Raw genomic sequence first — 21,137 nt, 5'->3', positions numbered from 1 at the left:
GAGAGAACCCCTCAGTTTCCAGAGGGCGGTGCACACCGATACATGGAAACACCCTTGTAGAGAGAGACGCCAACGGCACTCGGAACCGAAAGGAACCGGGTGCCGCTGGCGTTTTACTAGTTCTACAGGCATAACCCGCACGGGTTACGCGGGTTATGCCACCAGCTTGTTCTTGCGCGGCGCGAAGAGCACGGCAGTACCCGTCACGATCGCCGCGGCAACAAGGTAAAAGGCCGGGGCTAGTTTATTTCCGGTGGTATCAATCAGCCACGTCGCGATCATCGGGGCGGTACCGCCGAAGATGGCATTGGCAGTATTAAACGTCAGCGCGAAACCAGACAGGCGCACATGCGTGGGGAACTGCTCGGAAAGGAAGGAGGGCAAGACGCCATCGTTAAGCGCCAGCACCCCACCCAGGCACACCTGAATGATGATGACGAGCAGAATGCCTGCGCCATCGAGAAGCGTGAATGCCGGAATAATGGCAAGGCCCATAAAGAGCGCGGCGCACAGCATGGTGGTGCGCCGTCCCAGGCGATCAGAGAGCAGGCCGGTAAGTAGCGCAAAGCCCACGTAGAACGCGGAGGCCACCGAAGACGCGATAAACGCCGGGGTTTCTGCCATGCCCAGCTCCTCCGAAAGATAGGTGGGCAGGTAGGTCAAAATGACGTAGAAACCAATCGCGTTGAGCACCGCGCCGGCAAAGGCAATGGCCAGGGCCTTGGGGTATTTCAGCACCTGGCGCAGCGGCGAAAGCTCGGTGTCCGCGTGCTCTTCAAAGCGGTTGGATTCCTCCGTGTGGCGGCGGATCCACAGGCCGTACAGGCCCAGCGGCAGCGCCACCAGGAAGGGCACGCGCCAGCCCCAGGAATGCAGGGCATCATCATCAAGCACGCCAGTAAGAAATGCCGCGATGAGCGAGCCCAAGAGCAGCCCGGATGCGGTGGCCGAGGGCACCACCGCAGCATAAATCCCGCGTTTCCCAGGTGGGGCAATCTCAGCCAGGTGGGTGGCGGCGCCGGCATATTCACCGGCGGCGGAAAAGCCTTGCACCATGCGGCATATAAGAAGCAAGAGCGTCGCGGCAAAGCCGATGGTGGCATACCCAGGCAATAGGCCGATGCAGGCGGTCGCTAGCGACATCAACACGATGGAATAGGTCAACGTGTGGATGCGGCCGTGCTTATCACCAATATGTCCCCAGACGATTCCCCCGATGGGGCGCACCAAGAATGACAGCGCGAAGAGCGCGAAGGTCAAAATCAGCGCGCGGCGGCCTTCCATTTCTGGGAAGAAGACGCGCGAGATAATCGCGGACATATAGATATAGGCCGCATAATCGAACCACTCAATAAACGTGCCGATGAATGCGGCCTTGATGGCGGAAACGCGCTGTTCATGTGAAGTGCCAGGAACGTCCACGTCCGTTCGCGCAGATTCATCGCTCGCTGGCGGTGGGGCTATCAGAGGAGCCATGCTCCTCACCTCGTTTCTGTTGAGCTTCTTTCGCAAAAATGGCGCAGCATAGTCTGCCCCCGTAGCGACGAGCCTACAGAATTTATTATGGTTTAGGTCACTTTTATGTGCCTTTATAGCCTCGCCGACACGCCTCGCTTGCCGATGCCTCCCTTCCCCACCTAACTCACAGCACTTTGCAGCAACCTTTCAGGCAGATTCCATGGCGAGCCCAGCCGCGTGCCCCATACTTAAATCATGCGTTTGAGAGAGCGCATACGAGAGAGATAGAGAGAACCCCTCAGTTTCCAGAGGGCGGTGAAAACCGATACATGGAAACACCCTTGTAGAGAGAGACGCCAGCGGCACTCGGAACCGAAAGGAACCGGGTGCCGCTGGCGTTTTACTATTCGTGTTATTGGCTGCCGCTTTGCCTGTTGCCTCTGGCCGCCGTCTCTGGCCGCCGCCGCTGGCTATCGCCTCGGCCCCGCTGCAAGGCCGAACCACCCGCGCTAGGCGGGCTTCTTTCGCGGGATCTCTTTATCGAAATCAATAAGGCGTCCCAGCGCCCAATCGCGGTCCGTCAGCAGCCGGGCAAATACCATCCCTGCACCGATGGCACCTACGACCATCAGGCCGGTGGCCACATTCGCCACCGCCTGATCCATCTGGCCATCGTTGAGGTAATAGACCGCGCGGAACATCGTCACTCCAGGAATCATGATGACGGCGGCCGGCACGGTGGTGGTGATGCGCGGCAACCGCGCCTTTTGGGAGGCCACCGCGCCCAAGAGCCCGATAATGAGCCCGCCGATAAACGCTGCAAAGTAAATGGTCGTGCCCAGCTCAAGGAGGCCAAGGCGCACCGCGTTGGCCACTGTCCCCACGCTTGCGGCCACTAGGACCATACGGCGCGAGGAATTAAAGAGGAAGGCAAAGCCAGCAATACCAAAGAAACTGGCGACAAAAGCCAGCAGGTACCACCGCGTATCCGGTGCGGGAACCGGCGGATCCGGGCTGAGATCCGTTAGCCAACTGACCATGGAGACGGTAAACGTAGCGGTAAAGATGACCGTGAACGCATAGCCCAGCCTGGCGATGCCCGCATCAAAGTCAAAGCGCGCAATATCGATCAGGGCCGAAAAGAGTGGGAACCCCGGAATCAAAAAGAGCACCGCCGCGACATAACCCGAGGACAGCGAGCTCGGCTCTACTACCCCAGCAAATCCGAGGAGCTCGATGAGGATAAAGAAGGTGATGCTGGCTGCCGCGCCACCGGCAATGATCCCGCCAATTTGGTGCACGTGCTGGTGAAGCACTTCATAGCGCACAAACTGCCCCACGAATGCCGCCAGCGCCACGAGCCCTACCGCTTGCACTGGGAAGAAATTCAGGTACGCAAACGCCGCGCACGCGACCGCTGCCGCCGTGGATAGGACCCACACGCTCCAGCGCTTTTTCACGTCACTTTCTATGGAGTCGAGCATCCCCGAAAGCTCTTCCGCGGTAATGCCGGAATACAGGTGGTTATGGGTGAGATCCTCCAATGCCTCAATGCGGGAGGCATCAACGGCCGGCGAGTGCGTGCGCGCAATCACGGTGCGAAAGGAATCGCCCCGGTGGAAGGTGCAGGTAATCTGCGTCAGGCCCACATTGGCGTCCAGATGATCAAACCCCAACGCCCGGGCGCTGCGCTTCATGCCGCGCAGCACGCGATAGCCCGAGGTGCCCGCCCCCATCAGCATCATTCCGACGCGCAAGACGACGTCAGCTTCCACGCCCATCTGCCGGTGAAAATTCGGATCATACTGCGACGACAAGTCTTCCACCTCTACCTCGTGCAAAAACTGCGATCCAGGCCACTTCCCGGCGGCCATTGCCCCAGCTTCCACGCACATTTTGGCTATTTCTTCTACCTCCCAGACTAGCGCACCGCGTGCCTACCCCGTGATCTTCTTAGCCTGCACTAACTTTCAGGAAAATTTCAGCTTTTTTCAATGCCTATAACAGGGTCTAGCGCCATACTTTCCTTAGCGTTTGAGAGAACGCAAGAGAGATAGAGAGAACCAGCTCCAGCGCCCTGCGGCCCTTCACTGAGGCCCGGGCGCTGGAGTTGTTTTTACTGCGCCATCTGGCTTGCGCACTGTTGCGTCCACCCAGTCGTCCCATCCGTGAAATAGGTGGTCCCTGGTTGCTGATTGGATGGGTCGCCACAGGAAGCAACCGTTTTATCGAGAGGGTGAGGATTCTCCACGCCAGGGGCTTGGGTAATTCCTACGACAGGCGCATCGCCAGCATTCTGGGGAGCATCGCCGCCTTGGTTGTTCGGGTTTACCTGCTGTTGTCCCCCACTATCTGTTCCCGATTTCGGCTGTGGGGCGGGCTGCTCAGCTTCGCCTGCGCGCTCTTGGGCAGGGTCATTCTTGGGGCTTGCTTCATTGGTGGGCTCCTGTGAAGAAGGCTCCGCTTCACCGCCACTTTCCACCTTAATCTTGTAGCTCACCTCATTCGTGGCCTTAAAGTGCAGCATATTGGTGTCTTTAGAAACATCGAGGAAAGCCGTACCGTCGGCGCTGTAGCCTGGGAATTCATCCATGAGGTTGAGGTAGCTGCCATCATCGCAGCTGACTTCTGCCCGTGCATTATTAATTTTGTTGTCAGCGGTGCTTGCTCGCCACGGCATAGACCTAAAAGGCGAGGTGAATCCGTCATCCGCGCCCTCAGGCATGGACGCGGAAATTTCTACCGCGACAAACTTCCCCTTCTTCGACTCGGTACTTGCGCAGTGCGCATCATCGACAATGTCGTTGATTTTCACGGTCATGCACGTGGTGTCATCATTGCCGCTGCACGGTACATCGAAGCTATCGCCCTTGCCTAAGGCTTGCGCAGCCTCTGAGGTAGAGGACGTCGCTTCCGATTGTGCACTGGTCGATGGTTCTGCAGCATCATCGCCGCCGGAAGAACACGCCCCGAGTGCCACCGCACCTGCCAATATCAATGCCGAAAAGCCGAGCTTGCGCTTCATAAAGAGTCCTTTCCAAAGGTGAGAGAGATAATTCCAATGTAGCCTTGTCTACTCATCCCAGGAAACCCGCGGCGGTTCACCTCCATCGGGTGTCGCGTCAGCCTCATTTTCCACGTTTGCGCGCAGAACGCGTTCTCGGGCGAATTCAATGCTGCTACCGTGACGGATTGATAAGGCTAATACGCCCTATTAAATTTCAAACGGACGCAAAGGATCCTCTAGCTTATGGATACTTGGGAGCCAACACTTTCTACTGGCCCACTCCTCGGCATCGCCATCGCTGCGATTGCATTAATCCTCGTGCTTGTCATCTATTTCAAGCTGCATGCATTTTTAACGTTGCTGGTGGTCTCCGTCCTGACGGCACTTGCGGCCGGCATACCGCTCGAGGGCATTGTCCCTACGATGATGGAAAGCTTTAGCTCTACCCTCGGCTCGGTGGCGCTTCTGGTGGGCCTCGGCGCCATGATCGGCCGGCTCGTGGAGGCTTCCGGCGGTGCTCAGTCGCTTGCCGATGCCATGGTGCGCCGCTTCGGCGAGAATAAAGCGCCGCTTGCACTCGGCATCGCCTCACTGATTATGGGCTTTCCAATCTTCTTCGACGCTGGGCTTATCGTGATGCTCCCGGTTATCTTTGCCGTCGCCCGCCGCTTGGACGGTCCAGTCCTTGTCTTTGGCCTGCCGGCCGCCGGCGCCTTTTCTGTCATGCATGTCTACCTGCCGCCACACCCTGGTCCTGTTGCCGCTAGCGAATTCTACGGCGCCGACCTCGGATTGGTGCTGCTCGTCGGCCTGCTGCTGGCCCTTCCTACCTGGTATATCTCTGGCTACCGCTTCGGACTTTTTGCCGGAAAGAAGTTCCCATTCAAGGTCACTGACGCCATCGCCGGGCCTGTCCTTGAAAAGGAAGAACAACCCTTAAAACCTGCCTCTGCCGCCACGGTGATTTCCATCCTGCTCATCCCGATGGTGCTTATCTTCTTCAATACCGGACTCAATGCCCTAGCTTCCTACGGCACCATCGATGCTGATGCCACGTGGGTCAGGTTCTTCGTCATGCTCGGCCAAACTCCAATCGCACTGCTGATTACGGTGCTTATCGCGCTGGTAGTCCTCGGCCTGCGCCGCAGCGTGGAAAAGACGGCGCTGGAACAGCTCGTTGACTCCTCGCTTGGCCCTATCTGTTCCGTCGTGCTCATCACCGGCGCGGGCGGCATGTTCGGCGGCGTGCTCCGCACTTCCGGCATTGGCGATGCGCTTGCCGATTCCCTCTCCGGCCTCGGCATCCCCGTCATTCTGGCCTGTTATCTCATCGCCGTAGCCCTCCGCCTGGCACAAGGTTCAGCCACCGTCGCACTCACCACCGCCGCCGCCCTGATGGTCCCCGCCGTGGAAGCTGGCGGTTTCACCGAGCTCCAACTCGCACTCATCGTTGTGGCCACAGCCGCCGGTTCAGTCTTCGGCTCCCACGTCAACGATTCCGGCTTCTGGCTCGTCGGCCGCCTGATGGGCATGGATACCATGACAACCCTGAAGACGTGGACCGTCAATCAGATGCTCATCTCCGTCATCGGCTTCGCACTCGTCCTCGTCCTCTACGGCGCGGCTGCAGTCTTTTAGGCGCCGGCCTCTATCCAAGCAGCAGCGTCTTCTGCAATCTCTCTCGCTGGCCGCGTCACATCGAAGACGCGACCAGTTTCATCCTCTTCCAATGGCTCCAAGGTGTCGAATTGTGACTGCAACAGCGACGCCGGCATGAAATGCCCCGGTCGGTGTTGCATCCGCTCATACAACACATCAAAGTCACCGTGTACATGCACAAACGCCACACCTTGGCAATACTCCCGAATCAGGTCCCGGTATTTTCGCTTCAGCGCGCTGCACCCCACCATCGCGCCTTCCGGTCTTTCCGCTAGCCACTGACCGATCTGCCTCAGCCACGGCTCCCGGTCCTCATCATTCAGCGGCGTTCCCGCAGCCATCTTGTCGATATTCGCCTGCGGGTGCATATCATCGCCATCGCGGTACTCTAGCCCGACCAGCGGCGACAGGGCCTCCCCCACCGTCGTCTTACCCGAGCCAGAGACTCCCATGACGACGACGTGACGGAATTTGTTCTGGTTCATGGTGGCTCCTCGAGTTGGGTTTTCCTGTTCAGTTTATCCGCATCGAGTTACCAGCCCCGAACTGTGAATTTGCGGATGTGGATATTGACGAGGAGCAGCCTCATTCCCAAAAATTGCGAGGACTTCTCAATTCTGAAGAAGTCTACAAAGATCCTTGACCCCACAACCGGCTTTTTAAAGTGAGAAGTAGTACTCCTTCATTTTCTTCGCCATCAAACGCCGCCGCTCTATATCAGTATTTATAAAGCAATGCCGCCCTTCTCAATCGGGACTCGGTTCGCTTAACTGCAATGAAGCAGTCTACGTTGGTCAAAGCACACAAAGAGCTAGGCCAGGTTTTTGAGGGCGTCAGTAACCAACCGCCAGAAGCCCGCATGGTCCAGCTTGGTAGCGACCTGGGTATGGCAAGTGTCATCGGCGGGTTCACGTAGGTCAGTCACGGTCATGCCGGTGGTAAGTGCTCCGGCGAGCTCAACGTGAACGGGTGCCTTGCGGGTTTGCACGATGCTCGGATCGATGAGGTAGGCGATGGTGCACGGGTCGTGGACCGGAGGATCCGTAAAGCCTTGGTTTTGCTGATACGCCTCGCGGAAGAAACCGAAGAGACCGACAACAAAGTCTGCGACGGGCGTATTCAAGGCCTTGATTTCAGCTTCGACTTCGGCGGTGGCTAGTGCCTGGTGGGTAAGGTCGAGCCCGACCATGGTGACTGGCCACGACTCTTCGAAGACAATATGTGCTGCCTCAGGATCGATCTTGATATTGAATTCGGCAACGGGGGACCAATTGCCTTCGTGGTAGCCGCCACCCATGAGCACGACCTCTTTGACGCGCTCTACGATGCGCGGTTCTTTGCGCACCGCCATAGCGATATTGGTCAACGGACCCGTTGGGACCAAGGTAATGGTGCCGGGTTCGTGGGACATGATGGTGTCGATAATGAAGTCGATGGCGTGGGCATCGGCAAGCGCGGTGCTTGGGTCCGGAAGATCGACGCCGTTGACGTCCATGCCGGTGGAGCCGTGGATGGCCTCGGCAACTTCTACGGGGCGCACGAGCGGGCGATCGCAGCCGGCGTAGACCGGAATCTCTGGGTGTCCGGCAATCTCCTTGACCACCAGGGCATTGCGGGCGACCTTGTCCAAGGTCTGGTTGCCGCCGACGGTGGTAATGCCCAGCAGATCGATGTTCGGGTTTCCCATGGCCAGAAGCAGGGCTACCGCATCATCGTGGCCGGGGTCGCAATCCAGAATAATTTTTCGCGTCATGTCTCGAGCCTACTTTTGGTCGGTGAAGACCGCCACGGTTTCAGCGTGTGGCATAGCTTCAATTCCTCCGTGCTCACCAGCTGTACCCTGGAAAGCAGCAAGTCACCCTGTAAACGGTATAAACCGTCGTGGAAAGGAATTCGCCTTCACCATGTCCACAATTTCTGACCGTCTGACCTACGCACAGCAAGAATTCAACGCGGTGATTTCCACCATTTCTTTTAATGAAGACGCGGTGGATTCCGCGCCTACGCTGCGCGGATTGCCTATTGCCTTTAAAGACATCGTGGATATCGCCGGGGTGCCAACGACCTGTGGCACCAACGTTGATACGGGACCAGTTCCGACCAAGAACGCCACGGTGGCGCAGCGGCTAATGGATGTCGGCGCGATTCCCGTGGCCAAGGCCAACCTCCAGGAATTTTCCTATGGCATCTTGGGTGATGCCTCCGCGTATGGCCGCGTCATCAATCCTCGCGATCCGCAGGTCTGCGGCGGCGGTTCAAGCTCTGGGTCGGCGGCGCTGGTTGCGTGCGGGGCGCTCGATCTCACGGTGGGTTCCGATAGCGCCGGTTCCGTGCGCGTCCCAGCCGCCAGCCAGGGTGTCCTGGGATTTAAGCCCACCACCGGCACGATCCCGCTCGATGGCGTCTTCCCTTTCGCGCCGAGCTTCGATTCCATCGGTTTCTTCGCCAGCTCCATCGAGCTCATTGAGCAGGCCCTGCTAGCCACGGTGGATAAGACACCGGAGCCGGCCGAGCATGTATCCACCATCGATGTCTCTGCGCTGAAAACCCAAGATGAGCGCTTTTCTGGCTTGCTATCTACGCTACAGGATTCCACGTTGACCGCCGTAGAAGACCTCGATTACTCCCACCTCGAATCCACCATCGCTGCTACCGCGAAGCTCTACGCGCCGATGCGCCTCAAGGAGGCTTACGACGTCCACCAGCCCTACCTTGATCAGCGGGATAAGTACCAGGGCGTCATCTTGCAGCGCGTCCTCGGCGGGCAGGATATTTCTCAGGCAGACTACGACGCTGCGGCGCAGCAGGTACAAGAACTGCGCACGAAAACACTAACGCTTGTCGATGCCTCCCCCATCATCCTCACCCCCACCCTCGACGCCGGCCCCATCAAGTGGGAGGACATCACTGTAGAAAACACTGCAGATTCCGCTGCCAGCCTGCGCCGCTGGACCGAGCCATTCAATGTCTTGGGCTGGCCGGCGATCACTATCCCGCTGCGCACTACAGAGACCAAGGGAGTGGGTGATGCGGTGCAGGTCATCGGCAAGCCGGGCCAGGACCTCACCGTCTTGCGCGTCGCCCGCGAGATTCAGGCGCTGCTTTAAGCACACCGCAATTCTGCGCGTCTCTGCCTGCTGACGGCGTTGGTAAGGTGATGGTTATGAGCACTCCAGCACAGCTTGCCGCGCGGTTGCGCGCTGAGGCCGATGACGGGTCCTTGGAGTCATTCTGCTTGGATACCGGCATTGACCTGCTGGTTCTTTTTGGCAGCGCGCACGTAGATGCCACCAATGCGAATGATGTTGACCTTGCCTATTCGGTTGATTTCTCGCGCGCGAAGGCTGACCGGCCGAATCTGCTCGACGTTGCCACGGCGTTTTACTCCCGTTACGGCGACGGCATCGATCTCATGTGCCTGGATACCGCAGACACGGTGGCGCAGCATGAAGCTCTGCAAAAGTGTGAGCTCTTGGTCGATCCGTCCAATTCCAAGTATGGAACGCTGCAAATGATGGCGGCACGGGAGTACATCAATACGGCGTACCGCCGCGAGTTCGAGCTCAGGAGCTTAATGTCATGAGTCCACGGGATTTCCAATCAGACACTATCCGCAAAAGGCTTGTCTCCCTCCGGCGCATACTTGGCGAGCTTGAAAAATACCGGGATTCAGATGCGAAAGAACTGCGCTCTGACCTTTCACAAATGTATGCCGTGTTTTTCATGCTGCAGCAAGTAATCGATCTTGCCACGGATATTAACCAACACATTGCGGCAACGACCTTAAACGTTGCGGACTCTAGTAGCCGTCGCGGTTTCGAAGATCTCATCCGCGCGGGCGTTTTACCCGCTGACTTGGAGCAGGATTTCTATAAGAGTGCGGCTTTGCGCAATGTCATTACTCACCAATACGTTGAAGTTGATTTGGGAATCGTCTCCAATTCAATCCCGCGAGTATTAGATGTATATACGCAATACGTTAAATCGATTTCGCGCTGGCTAGCCTCCCGCTAGCACGGTCTTTTCTTGCGTGCGCGGGCGCCAATACGCAGCTTCTACTGCGTTAAGTTCCTTAAAGTGCGAGGACGTCAGTTCATCCATCGCGGTTAAATAGCCACCCACATCCTCGCGCGGTAAGCGCAGGCCCATCGTCAGATGCGGCGTCCAGCGCGGTCCGCGGCCCTCAGGATTGGCAGCGCTAATCTTCCGCGCTGCTATTTCGAGTTCATCGCTAGTCTCTAATAACCAGGCCACGGTTCGTTTCCGCTTCGTGCCGAAGATGACGTTTCCCACGCGCCGAAACGTCGCCGGAATAACCGCCGGTAAAAGCTCCGCGGCAAGCTCCACAACGTGGGGCTCCATCTTCTGTGCGAAGGTCACCGTAATATGCGGGCGCTGGTTTTGCACGGGGAATCCGCGCTCGGCAAGACCTGCAAAGATCTCCCGAATCTGCTCTTCCTGCTTTTCTGGCAGGTAGAGCAGGATATTATCCGGCGATGCTGTACTCACGATGCGGCTTTCTTCGGTTCAAGTGGGCACGATTCACTCGTGTTCCCAAGATGCGGGCGGTTACGGTTTACTTCTAGTTCTGTTTCTAGGGTACCGCCGGTCAACACTGGTGCGATCTCCGCGATGCTATAGGTCCCATGCTCAATTTGAGCAAAGTCGCCCCTCAAAAATCGCATCGCGCCTTCAATTGACGCAGAGGAGGATGCGCATAGGACCCTGCACAGAGGAGGTTGTACATCGGGCACTGCGCATTGGCTCCCGCACACAGGCCCCCGCACAGCGGACTCTGCGCAAAGAACCTCCCCTTTTCCTTGTGCTCGTTTACACGGGTGCCTTTAATAAGAGTATGAGCACATCAGATTCTTCGCCCTTCATTCTCGCCATCACGGCGTGCCCAACGGGTATCGCCCATACCTATATGGCCGCCGAGAACTTGGAGGCCGCCGCCAAAAAGCTGGGCTACCGCATCAAGATTGAAACGCACGGTTCCATCGGCGTGGAGGGCAACTTCAGCGCGCAAGACATCGAGGAAGCCGATGCGATTGTTATCGGTGCCGATACGGCCATCGCAAAGGACCGATTCCACGGCAAGCGCCTGGTAGCCACCGGCGTGGACGAGGCCATCAAGCACCCAGAGCGGCTACTGACCAAGTCCTTGGAGGCGCAGCGGTGGAAGGGTGAGGATGAGGGGGCATCGGAAAGCGAGGCAGAGGACGCAGCGGACGATGCTGGGCTGCGAGGTATCGGGCAGACCATGTACAAGGCGCTGATGAACGGCGTTTCCCACATGATTCCCTTCGTGGTTACCGGCGGACTGCTCATCGCCGTGGCGCTGTCCTTGGGCGGCACGCCCACGCCGGAGGGGCTCTCGATTCCTGAAGATAGCTTCTGGAATACGCTCAATGAACTCGGCGGCCTGGCATTTTCGCTGATGGTGCCGGTCTTGTCTGGTTACATTGCCGTCGGCATCGCGGATAGGCCGGGCTTAGCGCCGGGCCTTATCACCGGGCTCATCGCCACAACCGGCTCGCTGTACGGGTCAGAGGCTGGCGCCGGATTCTTGGGCGGTATCGTCACCGGTATTCTCTCCGGCTACGTGGCCCTTGCGATCAAGAAGATTCCGGTGCACAAATTCATCGCGCCGATTTGGCCGATTATCGTCATCCCGATTTTCACCACGCTGATAGTGGGCTTGGCCTTCATCTATTTCATCGGCGCGCCGATTGCCACGGCCTTTGAGGCCATGACCGAATACCTCGGCGGGCTGGAAGGCTCGTCTGCGATTGTGCTGGGTCTTATTATCGGCGCGATGATCGCCTTCGATATGGGCGGGCCCTTCAATAAGACTGCCTTCCTGTTTGGCGGCGGCATGATCGCTGCGGGAAATGCGGCCCCGATGGGTATGGCTGCTGCCGCGATCGCGGTCCCGCCGCTCGCAGTGGGCGTGGCCACCCTCCTGCGCCGCGGTTGGTTCAATAAGGCGGAAAAGGATTCCGGTATCGCCGCGCTATTCATGGGATTTTTCGGCATCACCGAAGGCGCCATTCCCCTGGCGGCGGCGCGTCCCCTGCAGGTCATCCCGGCCAACGTCGTCGGTGGTGCCGTCGCCGGTGCCATGGCCGGCGCTTTCGGGGTCCAAGATCATGTCATGCACGGCGGCCCCATCGTCGCCGTCCTCGGCGCGGTGGATCAGGTGGCGTGGTTCTTCGTGTCCATGCTCTGCGGCGTTGCCGTGTGTGCCGCGCTCATGCTCCTGCTCATTCGCCTGACGCAACGCTCCCCGGAATCGGACGAGGATACACAGTCACCTACTGAGCTCCCACTTCTCGATGCCTCCACCATCAGCCTCGATGAGCCGCTCGGCCAAGACTCCGAGGCCGTCATCAAATCCTTGGTTTCCCTCGCCGCAGCCGATGGCCGCATTAACGACGCCGCCGCGGTTGCCGATGCCGCCCTTGCCCGCGAGGCCCAACACTCCACCGGCGTGGGCCACGGAGTGGCCATCCCGCACGCTCGTTCCGCTGGGGTTACCACACCGACGCTGGCTTTCGCCCGGCTTCCCGAAGCCGGTGTCACCTGGGGAAGCGGCGAAGAACCAACGACCTTAGCGTTCCTCATCGCCGTTCCCGATGACGCCGGAAAACAGCACTTAAAGCTGCTGTCTACCCTCGCCCGCGCCATCATGAAGGAAGATTTCCGCGCCCAGCTGCACGAGGCCAACTCCCGCGAAGAGGCAGAAGGGATTGTCTCCTCTGTCCTCCAGGCCGAACCCCACGCCGCCGTGGAGTCTTAGTCCTCTGCCCTACCCTCGGCCGCTGCTGAGAGGAGCTGTTCCACCGACACCACTCCGCCCAAAAAGTAACCGACTTCACAAAAGGCAGTGGCACGGGTTACACTTGGAACCATACTTATTGTTCAACAATTAAGGATGGTGTTGAATGGCTTCGCTCCACATTGATCTCAACGCAGACTTGGGTGAAACCACCGCTGGCAACCCGGTAGCAGATGATGCTGCGATGCTGGAGATGGTCTCTTCCGCCAATGTCGCCACCGGCTTCCACGCCGGTGACCCGCACTCCATTGCCCAGACCCTTGAGGCCGCGGCGCGTGCGGGAGTAACGGTCGGTGCACACGTGGGCTATAACGATCCAGCCGGCTTCGGCCGCCGTTTCATCGACTACAACGCGGCGGAGCTCGCGGACGAGGTCACCTACCAAATTGGTGCGCTCGATGCGCTGGCGCGCGCCAATGGCACGCGGGTGTCTTATGTGAAGCCGCATGGCGCGATGTACAACACCATCGTCAAGGACGAGGCACAGGCCAAGGGAGTTATCGCGGGCATTAAGGCCTTCGGTGACCTCCCCGTGATGCTGCTGCCAGGCGGCCTCGCGGTCGATATTGCAGAATCCCAAGGACTCACCGTCATCCGCGAGGCGTTTGCGGATCGCAACTACAACCCCGATGGCACGCTGGTCTCCCGCAAGCAGGACAATGCGGTAATGGGGGATGAAGGGGATGTCGTCAAGCGCGTGCTGGAAGTCGCCCAAACCGGATCCATTACCGCCATCGATGGCACCACGCTCGATGTCGATGCCCAATCCGTGTGCACCCACGGTGACTCGCCGGGCTCCGTGAAACTGCTGCGCGGTGTGGTCGAGCGCCTCAGCGCGGAAGGAATCGACATTCGGAGCTTTATCTAATGCCACACATTCACTTCGTAGGCACCCGTGCCCTGCTCATTGATTTGGACGGGCTCGAGCAGGTCATGGCGTGGCACGCGGCGCTGTCCGCTAAACCACTCAAGAATCAGGTGGATTGCATTGCCGCCGCCACCACGTTGCTCATTACCTTTGAGGCGCCGAATTCCGCGCGCGCGGCCGCAGAGTTCCTGACGGACTTCTCCCCTGCCGCCGCTACCGCGAAGGAGACGCGCACGGTAGACATCGACGTGCTTTACGATGGCGACGATGTCGACGCCGCCGCCGAGCTCCTCGGCATGTCGCGCGAGGCCTTGATTGACTGGCATACCTCTACCGAGTGGACCGCCGCCTTTGGTGGTTTTGCCCCCGGTTTTACCTACTGCGCGCCTTCTGATCCGGCCCAGGCCAAGGCCGTGCCACGCCGCGCCGATCCGCGCACGGCCGTTCCGGCTGGCGCCGTGGGTATTGCGGGCGAGTTCTCTGCGGTCTACCCGCGCGTTTCGCCAGGTGGCTGGCAGTTGCTCGGCACCACCAATACCCCGATGTGGGATTCGCACGCGAACCCGCCAGCACTGGTGCAGCCCGGCGACCGGGTGCGCTACCGCGCGGTGGACGAGCTTCCGGACTTGGTGGATCGCAGCGCGGAGTCCAAGCGCTCGCCGGCCCGCCTGCCCCGCATGGAGGTCCTCGATGCCGGCCTGCTCACGCTTTTTCAAGACCTTGGCCGCCCCGGCGTAGGTGACTTGGGCGTAACACCCTCCGGTGCCGCCGACCACGCCGCCGCGGCAACCGCGAACGTTGCCGTTGGCAACCCGCGGGGCGCGACGGTGCTAGAAAATATCGGCGGCATTAAGCTGCGCGCGCTGACCGATACCGTCATCTGCGTTACCGGCGCCACCGCCCGCGTCCGTCTGGGTGAGATGCCCGTGCACCTCGCCCGCCCGGTGCTCGTTACCGCCGGCCAGACCGTGACGGTCGGTGCCGCAACGGTGGGCATGCGCAACTACGTGGCCATTCGCGGCGGTATTATTGCCGAATCCGAGCTCGGCTCCTCTGCCACCGACGTCCTCTCCGGCCTCGGCCCCGACCCCGTCACCACCGGCGATGTCATCGGCGTGCTGCCGCGCTCGACCGGCATGACGGATGCACAATTGGTCAACCCCCTGCGCGTATCCGCTGATTCCGCTGGCAAAACGCGCGCGACGCTGCGCTGCGTGCTGGGCCCGCGCGATGACTGGTTTGGCGATAATATTTCCACCTTCCTGGATACCGAATGGGTCGTTTCCTCTGATTCCAACCGCGTTGGCCTCAGGCTTTCGGGGACGAAAGACGGGGATGTCACCGTGCAACGCGTCAAGGACGGCGAGCTCCCCTCAGAGGGAATGGTGGCCGGCTCCATCCAGATCCCGCCGAATGGCAAGCCGGTGGTCTTCCTGCGCGACCATGCCGTCACCGGCGGCTACCCCGTCATTGCCACCGTGCTGGAAGAAGATATCGACATCGCCGCGCAGCTCCCGCCCGGCGCGCGCGTGACCTTCCGCCTCGTGACACCCCAAGCTTTAAATACTGGAGAAGAAAATGCAGATTAAAACCGTCCTCATTGCTAACCGCGGCGAAATCGCCGTGCGCATCGCCCGCGTGGCCCGCGATTTGGGCATTAAGTCCATCGCCATTTATTCCGAGGCCGACGCCGGCGCCCTGCACACCCAGGTTGCCGATGAAGCCTATGCGCTGCCCGGCAATACCGCCGCCGATACCTATATGAATATCCCGGCGCTACTGGATATTGCAGTGCGCGCCGGTGCCGATGCCATCCACCCGGGCTACGGTTTCCTCTCCGAAAATGCTGACTTCGCCCGCACCGTCACCGATGCCGGCATGATCTGGATCGGCCCCTCCCCGGAATCCATCGAGCTTTTGGGCGATAAGATTGCCGCCCGCCGCGTGGCCGAAGAGGTCGGCGCGCCCCTGGCCCCGGGCACCTCCGATCCCATTGATGATTGGCAGGAGGCCCGCGCCTTCGCCGAGGAGCACGGCCTGCCGATTGCCATCAAGGCCGCTTATGGCGGCGGCGGGCGCGGCCTTAAGGTCGTGGACTCAATGGATGAGATTGAGGGCGCGTTTAACTCCGCCGGGCGCGAGGCCATGGAGGCCTTCGGCCGCGCCGAGTGCTACGTAGAGAAGTTCCTTACCCACCCGCGTCACGTGGAGGCGCAGGTCCTGGCGGATACCCACGGCAACGTCCGCGTGCTGGGCACCCGCGATTGCTCCACCCAGCGCCGCTTCCAAAAGCTCATCGAGGAGGCCCCGGCGCCCGCGCTTTCCGATGCCCAGCGCACCGGCATCATCGAAGGCGCCCGCTCCATTTGTTCCCACGTGGGCTATACCGGAGCCGGCACCGTGGAATACATCGTTTCCGAGGACGGCACCATCTCCTTCTTGGAGGTCAATACCCGCGTCCAGGTCGAACACCCCGTGACCGAGGTGGTGACCGGCACCGATATCATCGCCGAGCAATTCCGCATCGCCGCGGGCGAGCCCCTGTCTATCTCTGAGGATCCAGCCTCCACCGGCCACGCCTTTGAGTTCCGCATCAATGCCGAGGACATCCTCAACGGCTTTGCTCCCTGCCCCGGCACCATCGTCTCCTTCGAGCCGCCCACCGGCCCCGGCATCCGCGTCGATTCTGCTGTCCGCTCGGGTTCTATCATTCCGCCGTACTATGACTCGCTCATCGCCAAGCTCATCGTCTGGGGACCCACGCGCGAGGTGGCCCTCGCCCGCTCGCGCCAGGCGCTGCGCGAATTCGATGTCTCCGGCGTGCGCACCGTACTGCCCTTCCACCGCGACATGATGGACGAGCCAGCACTTATTGGCACCCCGTCTTCCGCCGAGGCCGATGCCGGTGCCAGCGACATCGGCGTGTTCACCGACTGGCTCGACCACAACTACCGGCCCTCTGCCGCCAACCAGGTAGACAAGGTCGAGGCCATCTACACCAAGCGCCGGACGGTAGCGGTGGAAATCGATGGCAAACTCGTCAATATCGGCGTGCCCATGGACTTCCTCGCTGGTGCTGGTGCCGGCGCTGGCGCGGGCGCCGCGGGTGATTCTGGTGCCACTGCCACCGCTCCCTCAACGGCCGGGGCACAGTCCAGCGACGATAACGCGGTCACCTCCCCCTTCGAGGCCAACCTCGTGGCCTGGAATGTATCCGATGGCGATAGCGTCTCCGAAGGAGATTCCATCGCCACGGTCGAGGCCATGAAGATGGAATCTGCCATCAAGGCCCCGCGCGGCGGCACCATCAAGATCCTCGCTGAAGAGGGCGACCGCCTGGATTCCGCGACGGTGATTGCGACCATCGACTAGCGCGTGCTGCCTAACTGGGTGCTTGGCCGCGCAAATACTCGCCAAGGTAGGGCAAAAGGAAATGCACGGTTCCGTAGCTGCGGCTAGCGATGAGATCGCGTTCTAAAAGCAGCTTGCGGGCCATGGAAATGGCATTGGGAGTCTTGCCCAGGTGCGCCGCGATGGCACCGGTGGGAATATCAGCCCCGTGTTCGAATTCCAGCTCCGCCATGGCATTGAGAAAAGCGCGCTGGGCATCAGGAACATTCTTCAACGCAATCTTGTGCACCTGGTTGCCCATATGCGCTGGAACCTCGCGCGCAATGGAGGACACGTGGCGCTCTTCGATGGCATCCGCCCCATCGAGTACCGCACGGGTCCACGCCAAAGCACCGACCAGCTGCAATAGGTACGGATAGCCCCGCACCAATGCGGTCGCCTCTTCCAAAGCGCGCTCGCTGAAACCGCGCCCAGCCGCGGTGGCGGTGCTGTGGAGGGTTTCGGCTACGGTGGCATCATCAAGCAGCCCCAAATCCAGCCGTTGAGCGCGGCGCAAAAAGGTGGTGCCCTCGTGCTCCAATAGCTCTTCTACCCCAAACGTCAATCCCGCGGCGGCGAAGGCAATATCGTACTCGTCCCGAATGAGATCCTGGATGGCGGTGGCAAGCTGCGCAAGCTCATCCACGCTGGCCGCTTGCACCTCATCGACAGTCAACAGGACACCAGCATCATGCGCACGCGCGGCCTTCAGGAGGCTGCGCAGCCGCGAGACCAAGCTGGGTTGGGCCTGGTTGTGGGGCAATTGCGTCGTTACAGATCCCACGCCCGCCACAGAGAATCCCGTGATCTTGCGGCCAGGAGTCTCCGTATAGTCCAGCTCCTCGATGGCTTCCGGAATCGTGGAATCGCGCAGCTGCGCTACCATCTGGGCATCCGCATAGGCGCGGATGACAACCCACCCAAGGCGGCGCGCGGATTCTTCAAACTCATTGAGCAGTACCGTTTTGCCCACCCCGCGCGTACCGCTGACCAGCAAGGCGCGCTGCATGCTGCCCACGCCACCCACGAGACCATAGTTAAACGAGCTGATTTCAAATTCGCGCCCGGCCAGCTGCACCGGCGACGCGCCGAAACTGGGGCGAAAAGGATTCTTATCCGGAATCACTATGCCAGACCTTCCTTTTAGATCCTTTAGAACTATGGCTTCAGTTTAGATCCTTTAGAACTTCGCCGCCTCTTTAGAACTTTTAGATCTTTAAGTCATACGGAATGGCCGTTGACGCCTCACCCATTCAGTAAGGTGAGGGTCATGCTTTCCCAGTCCGTCGCCACCGCTTTGCGCCAAGAGATGTCGGCCGGCAATTTTCAGCCCGGCGAGCAGCTCAGTGAGGTAAAGGTGGCCGAGCAATTCGGTTGCTCCCGCAATACCCTCCGCGAGGCCTTCACCACGCTCGCCGCTGAGCGCCTGGTTGAACGCATCCCCCACCGCGGCGTCTTCATCGCCACCCCGGATGCCGCCTATATCCGCGATTTATTCGCCGCTCGCGCCGCCATCGAACCCGCCGCGGCGCGCTGGGGCGCATTTGCCGATGCCCCCTCGCTCATCTCCCTCGCCTCCTCCGCCTTCGAGTGCGCGAAGCGCGATAAACACCAGGAAGTCTCCTCCATTAACCAGCGCTTCCACCAAGCCCTGGTGGCAGGGCTTGGATCCCCCACCTTGGATGAGCAGATGAGCAACCTGCTCGCGCGCATGCGGCTTACCTTCTTATTGGTCATCCCCCGCTACCCGCAGCTGCACGCCGAGCACATTCAAGACAACGTTGCTGTAGCCACGCTCATCGCGGATGGAAAACGCGAAGAGGCCACCACGCACTTGCGCGATAGCCTCTTAGAAACTTGCGATACCATCTTGTCCTTCACGGACTAATTAAGCGGCAGTTAAATGCCTATGGAATGAGATACTCCGCATCGCGGGCACTGGTCACCAGCATCTTGCCCGGCGCATGGGAAATGGCCAGCTCCGGCTTTGATTCCATCACGATGGCCTGCGGAGTAACCCCACACGCCCAAAAGACGGGCAGGCAACCTTCTGGGATGTCCACTGCATCGCCAAAGTCCGGGTGCGCTAAATCCGCAATGCCGATGGCCGCCGGATCCCCCACGTGCACCGGCGCCCCGTGCACGGACGGATAGCAGGAGGTAATGCGCACCGCATCGGAAACCTGCGATGCCGGAATCGGGCGCATCGATACCACCATTGGCCCGGAGAATACGCCCGCAGGAGTAGTAGGGATATTCGTCCGGTACATCGGCACATTGCGCTGCTGTTTAATATGCGCGATCTCGATGCCCGCATCCACCAGCGCCGTTTCAAAGGTAAACGAGCAGCCGATGAGGAAGCTGACCATGTCGGGGGTGTAATAGGAGGTGGCATCGGCAAGCGTGGCCGTGTGCTCACCGTTTTCAAAGATGCGATAGGCCGGAATATCGGTGCGAATATCGCCGCCAGGTAGCAGATCCGAGGTGTACTGCCCCGCCTCAAGCACGCCGACGATGGGGCACGGCTTGGGGTTACGCTGGGCAAAAAGCAGGAAGTCGAAGGCGTATGCGCTGGGCAGCGAGAGCAGGTTGGCCTGCATGTATCCCCGCGCGTGCCCGGCGGTGGTGGTCATCTCGTGGGTGCGCGCGAACTCGCGCACCTCTTCTGGCGTGTGCATTATGCCCATATCGCTGTGATTCCTGAGACTGCGCGGAGACCGATGAAGATGGTAAGCAACCAGGCCAGGCCGCCAAGGATAAGCAGCCACTTTGGGTACTTATAGCCCTGCAGCAGATCCTTGCGGCGCCAAGCCACCCACATCACCAGGGCGAAGCCGATGGGAAGGATGAGCCCGTTAATCGCACCGGCGAAGATCAAGAGCTTTTGCGGCGCGGAGTTGATTATTACAAAAATGACCGTGCAGACCGCAATGAAGATAACGGTGAAGATATTACGGGTCCGGGCCGGGGTTTCCTGGGTGGTCACGAAGGAGACCGAGGTATAAGCGGCACCGATGACGGAGGACAGCCCTGCGGCAAAGAGCACCATGCCGAATGCACGAAGGCCGAATTCACCGGCCGCGTGGTAGAAGGCATCGGCGGCGGTATTATTTTCTTTTAGCGTGACGCCGGTAGCCACCACGCCCAATACCGCTAAGAAGAGCAGCATGCGCATAATACCGGTGACGATGATGCCGCTGACGGAGGTCCGCGTAATATTCTTGACGTTTTCAACGCCGGATAAGCCTGCATCGATCAACCGGTGCGCGCCGGCGAAAGTGATATAGCCACCGACTGTGCCGCCGATGATGGTGGTAATGACGAAGAAATCGATTTCACCCGGCGCGACGGTATTCTTCAGCGCCTCCCCTACCGGCGGCTGGCTGACGATGGCCACATACAGCATGAGCAGGATCATCACCGCGCCCAGGGCTGCCACGAGGCGGTCCAGCGCCATTCCAGCGCGGCGGGAGAGGAAGATGAACACCGCAATCGCCGCCGCAATGACGCCGCCGATGCGCGCATCGATGCCCAACATTGCGTTCAAGCCTAGGCCCGCGCCGGCGATATTGCCGATATTAAAAATCGCCCCGCCGAAAAAGACGAAGCCAGCAAGCACCCAACCCAAGCCGGGAAGGACGGTATTGCCCAAAGTATTGGCGCGCATTCCCGTCACGCAGAGCACGCGCCACACATTGAGCTGGATGGCAATGTCCACCAAGATGGACAGCGCAATTGCGAAGGCAAAAGAAGCGCCCATCTGGACGGTAAAGACCGAAGTCTGGGTCAAAAAGCCCGGGCCGATAGCCGAGGTAGCCATGAGGAACATGGCGCCCGCCATGGCGCCGATGCCCTTGGGCGGGGCGGAAGCCTGTTTTTCAGCACTCACTAATTTCACCTTTCGTGACGCCGGT

The 21,137-nt window shown here is 60.0% G+C and carries 18 protein-coding genes; 9 read left to right on the top strand and 9 right to left on the bottom strand.

Annotated elements, in window-relative coordinates; translation table 11 throughout:
- Positions 1 to 153: 153 nt before the first annotated feature.
- The 3 genes from ACP8IT_RS03160 to ACP8IT_RS03150 all read right to left on the bottom strand — a co-directional run bounded on the left by ACP8IT_RS03160 (position 154) and on the right by ACP8IT_RS03150 (position 4,483).
- On the bottom strand, positions 154 to 1,476 hold the full coding sequence (locus ACP8IT_RS03160; RefSeq protein WP_490290382.1) for an MFS transporter: 1,323 nt from the start codon (positions 1,474 to 1,476) through the stop codon (positions 154 to 156).
- Positions 1,477 to 1,967: 491 nt separating this feature from the next.
- Entirely contained in the window at positions 1,968 to 3,239 is a 1,272-nt protein-coding gene (locus tag ACP8IT_RS03155) for a threonine/serine exporter family protein (RefSeq protein ID WP_490290585.1), read from the bottom strand.
- Between the two features lie 335 nt (positions 3,240 to 3,574).
- Entirely contained in the window at positions 3,575 to 4,483 is a 909-nt protein-coding gene (locus ACP8IT_RS03150) for a hypothetical protein (protein ID WP_490290381.1), read from the bottom strand.
- A gap of 225 nt (positions 4,484 to 4,708) precedes the next feature.
- Between ACP8IT_RS03150 and ACP8IT_RS03145 the strand changes: the two genes are divergently transcribed.
- Complete coding sequence (locus ACP8IT_RS03145; RefSeq protein WP_490290380.1) at positions 4,709 to 6,103, top strand: GntP family permease; 1,395 nt, start codon at positions 4,709 to 4,711, stop codon at positions 6,101 to 6,103.
- Here ACP8IT_RS03145 and ACP8IT_RS03140 read toward each other — a convergent pair.
- Positions 6,100 to 6,609, bottom strand: a complete 510-nt coding sequence (locus ACP8IT_RS03140; protein WP_490290379.1) for a gluconokinase — start codon at positions 6,607 to 6,609, stop codon at positions 6,100 to 6,102. The two genes, ACP8IT_RS03145 and ACP8IT_RS03140, sit on opposite strands and share 4 nt — an antisense overlap.
- A gap of 326 nt (positions 6,610 to 6,935) precedes the next feature.
- A complete protein-coding gene (uriH, locus tag ACP8IT_RS03135; RefSeq protein WP_490290378.1) occupies positions 6,936 to 7,877 on the bottom strand; it encodes a uridine-preferring nucleoside hydrolase UriH in 942 nt (313 codons plus the stop codon).
- Between the two features lie 151 nt (positions 7,878 to 8,028).
- Here uriH and ACP8IT_RS03130 point away from each other — a divergent pair, with 151 nt between their 5' ends.
- Genes ACP8IT_RS03130 through hepT form a run of 3 tightly spaced genes read left to right on the top strand, consistent with a single transcriptional unit; the run spans position 8,029 to position 10,138 of the window.
- Positions 8,029 to 9,231 carry an amidase gene (locus ACP8IT_RS03130; RefSeq protein ID WP_490290377.1) on the top strand — a complete coding sequence of 401 codons (1,203 nt, stop codon included), beginning with the start codon at positions 8,029 to 8,031 and terminating at the stop codon, positions 9,229 to 9,231.
- A gap of 56 nt (positions 9,232 to 9,287) precedes the next feature.
- A complete protein-coding gene (locus ACP8IT_RS03125; protein WP_284612451.1) occupies positions 9,288 to 9,707 on the top strand; it encodes a hypothetical protein in 420 nt (139 codons plus the stop codon).
- Positions 9,704 to 10,138, top strand: a complete 435-nt coding sequence (hepT, locus tag ACP8IT_RS03120; RefSeq protein ID WP_284770055.1) for a type VII toxin-antitoxin system HepT family RNase toxin — start codon at positions 9,704 to 9,706, stop codon at positions 10,136 to 10,138. Before ACP8IT_RS03125 ends, hepT begins: the two co-directional genes overlap by 4 nt.
- Here hepT and ACP8IT_RS03115 read toward each other — a convergent pair.
- Positions 10,124 to 10,633 carry a 2'-5' RNA ligase family protein gene (locus ACP8IT_RS03115; RefSeq protein WP_490290376.1) on the bottom strand — a complete coding sequence of 170 codons (510 nt, stop codon included), beginning with the start codon at positions 10,631 to 10,633 and terminating at the stop codon, positions 10,124 to 10,126. The two genes, hepT and ACP8IT_RS03115, sit on opposite strands and share 15 nt — an antisense overlap.
- A 346-nt stretch (positions 10,634 to 10,979) precedes the next feature.
- Between ACP8IT_RS03115 and ACP8IT_RS03110 the strand changes: the two genes are divergently transcribed.
- The 4 genes from ACP8IT_RS03110 (at position 10,980) to ACP8IT_RS03095 (ending at position 17,205) form a co-directional block, all read left to right on the top strand.
- Positions 10,980 to 12,926: a fructose-specific PTS transporter subunit EIIC gene (locus ACP8IT_RS03110; protein WP_490290375.1), complete on the top strand. Its 1,947-nt coding sequence runs from the start codon at positions 10,980 to 10,982 to the stop codon at positions 12,924 to 12,926.
- Positions 12,927 to 13,071: 145 nt separating this feature from the next.
- Positions 13,072 to 13,833 carry a LamB/YcsF family protein gene (locus ACP8IT_RS03105; protein WP_490290374.1) on the top strand — a complete coding sequence of 254 codons (762 nt, stop codon included), beginning with the start codon at positions 13,072 to 13,074 and terminating at the stop codon, positions 13,831 to 13,833.
- A complete protein-coding gene (locus ACP8IT_RS03100) occupies positions 13,833 to 15,422 on the top strand; it encodes a 5-oxoprolinase subunit B/C family protein (protein ID WP_490290373.1) in 1,590 nt (529 codons plus the stop codon). The genes ACP8IT_RS03105 and ACP8IT_RS03100 overlap by 1 nt, the downstream gene beginning before the upstream one ends.
- The gene (locus tag ACP8IT_RS03095) at positions 15,412 to 17,205 is read left to right on the top strand and encodes an acetyl/propionyl/methylcrotonyl-CoA carboxylase subunit alpha (protein ID WP_284640291.1); all 1,794 of its coding nucleotides are present in this window, start codon (positions 15,412 to 15,414) and stop codon (positions 17,203 to 17,205) included. Before ACP8IT_RS03100 ends, ACP8IT_RS03095 begins: the two co-directional genes overlap by 11 nt.
- Before the next feature lie 10 nt (positions 17,206 to 17,215).
- On the opposite strand, the gene ACP8IT_RS03090 is transcribed toward ACP8IT_RS03095, so the two are convergent.
- Positions 17,216 to 18,349: an ATP-binding protein gene (locus tag ACP8IT_RS03090; RefSeq protein WP_490290372.1), complete on the bottom strand. Its 1,134-nt coding sequence runs from the start codon at positions 18,347 to 18,349 to the stop codon at positions 17,216 to 17,218.
- Positions 18,350 to 18,493: 144 nt separating this feature from the next.
- Between ACP8IT_RS03090 and ACP8IT_RS03085 the strand changes: the two genes are divergently transcribed.
- Positions 18,494 to 19,111, top strand: a complete 618-nt coding sequence (locus ACP8IT_RS03085; protein WP_490290371.1) for a GntR family transcriptional regulator — start codon at positions 18,494 to 18,496, stop codon at positions 19,109 to 19,111.
- A gap of 19 nt (positions 19,112 to 19,130) precedes the next feature.
- On the opposite strand, the gene ACP8IT_RS03080 is transcribed toward ACP8IT_RS03085, so the two are convergent.
- Complete coding sequence (locus ACP8IT_RS03080) at positions 19,131 to 19,910, bottom strand: putative hydro-lyase (RefSeq protein ID WP_490290370.1); 780 nt, start codon at positions 19,908 to 19,910, stop codon at positions 19,131 to 19,133.
- On the bottom strand, positions 19,901 to 21,064 hold the full coding sequence (locus ACP8IT_RS03075) for an NRAMP family divalent metal transporter (protein ID WP_005277435.1): 1,164 nt from the start codon (positions 21,062 to 21,064) through the stop codon (positions 19,901 to 19,903). The genes ACP8IT_RS03080 and ACP8IT_RS03075 overlap by 10 nt, the downstream gene beginning before the upstream one ends.
- Positions 21,065 to 21,137: the final 73 nt, after the last annotated feature.

This window comes from Corynebacterium sp. LaCa_23 (assembly GCF_058182375.1).
This window is presented reverse-complemented; position numbering and strand designations above follow the sequence as displayed.

What these genes read in the sequence shown, in the direction of transcription:
- ACP8IT_RS03160 (WP_490290382.1), bottom strand. Translation starts at nt 1,476, where the DNA reads ATGGCTCCTCTGATAGCCCCACCGCCAGCGAGCGATGAATCTGCGCGA.
- ACP8IT_RS03155 (WP_490290585.1), bottom strand. Translation starts at nt 3,239, where the DNA reads ATGGGCGTGGAAGCTGACGTCGTCTTGCGCGTCGGAATGATGCTGATG.
- ACP8IT_RS03150 (WP_490290381.1), bottom strand. Translation starts at nt 4,483, where the DNA reads ATGAAGCGCAAGCTCGGCTTTTCGGCATTGATATTGGCAGGTGCGGTG.
- ACP8IT_RS03145 (WP_490290380.1), top strand. Translation starts at nt 4,709, where the DNA reads ATGGATACTTGGGAGCCAACACTTTCTACTGGCCCACTCCTCGGCATC.
- ACP8IT_RS03140 (WP_490290379.1), bottom strand. Translation starts at nt 6,609, where the DNA reads ATGAACCAGAACAAATTCCGTCACGTCGTCGTCATGGGAGTCTCTGGC.
- uriH (WP_490290378.1), bottom strand. Translation starts at nt 7,877, where the DNA reads ATGACGCGAAAAATTATTCTGGATTGCGACCCCGGCCACGATGATGCG.
- ACP8IT_RS03130 (WP_490290377.1), top strand. Translation starts at nt 8,029, where the DNA reads ATGTCCACAATTTCTGACCGTCTGACCTACGCACAGCAAGAATTCAAC.
- ACP8IT_RS03125 (WP_284612451.1), top strand. Translation starts at nt 9,288, where the DNA reads ATGAGCACTCCAGCACAGCTTGCCGCGCGGTTGCGCGCTGAGGCCGAT.
- hepT (WP_284770055.1), top strand. Translation starts at nt 9,704, where the DNA reads ATGAGTCCACGGGATTTCCAATCAGACACTATCCGCAAAAGGCTTGTC.
- ACP8IT_RS03110 (WP_490290375.1), top strand. Translation starts at nt 10,980, where the DNA reads ATGAGCACATCAGATTCTTCGCCCTTCATTCTCGCCATCACGGCGTGC.
- ACP8IT_RS03105 (WP_490290374.1), top strand. Translation starts at nt 13,072, where the DNA reads ATGGCTTCGCTCCACATTGATCTCAACGCAGACTTGGGTGAAACCACC.
- ACP8IT_RS03100 (WP_490290373.1), top strand. Translation starts at nt 13,833, where the DNA reads ATGCCACACATTCACTTCGTAGGCACCCGTGCCCTGCTCATTGATTTG.
- ACP8IT_RS03095 (WP_284640291.1), top strand. Translation starts at nt 15,412, where the DNA reads ATGCAGATTAAAACCGTCCTCATTGCTAACCGCGGCGAAATCGCCGTG.
- ACP8IT_RS03085 (WP_490290371.1), top strand. Translation starts at nt 18,494, where the DNA reads ATGCTTTCCCAGTCCGTCGCCACCGCTTTGCGCCAAGAGATGTCGGCC.
- ACP8IT_RS03080 (WP_490290370.1), bottom strand. Translation starts at nt 19,910, where the DNA reads ATGGGCATAATGCACACGCCAGAAGAGGTGCGCGAGTTCGCGCGCACC.
- ACP8IT_RS03075 (WP_005277435.1), bottom strand. Translation starts at nt 21,064, where the DNA reads ATGGCGGGCGCCATGTTCCTCATGGCTACCTCGGCTATCGGCCCGGGC.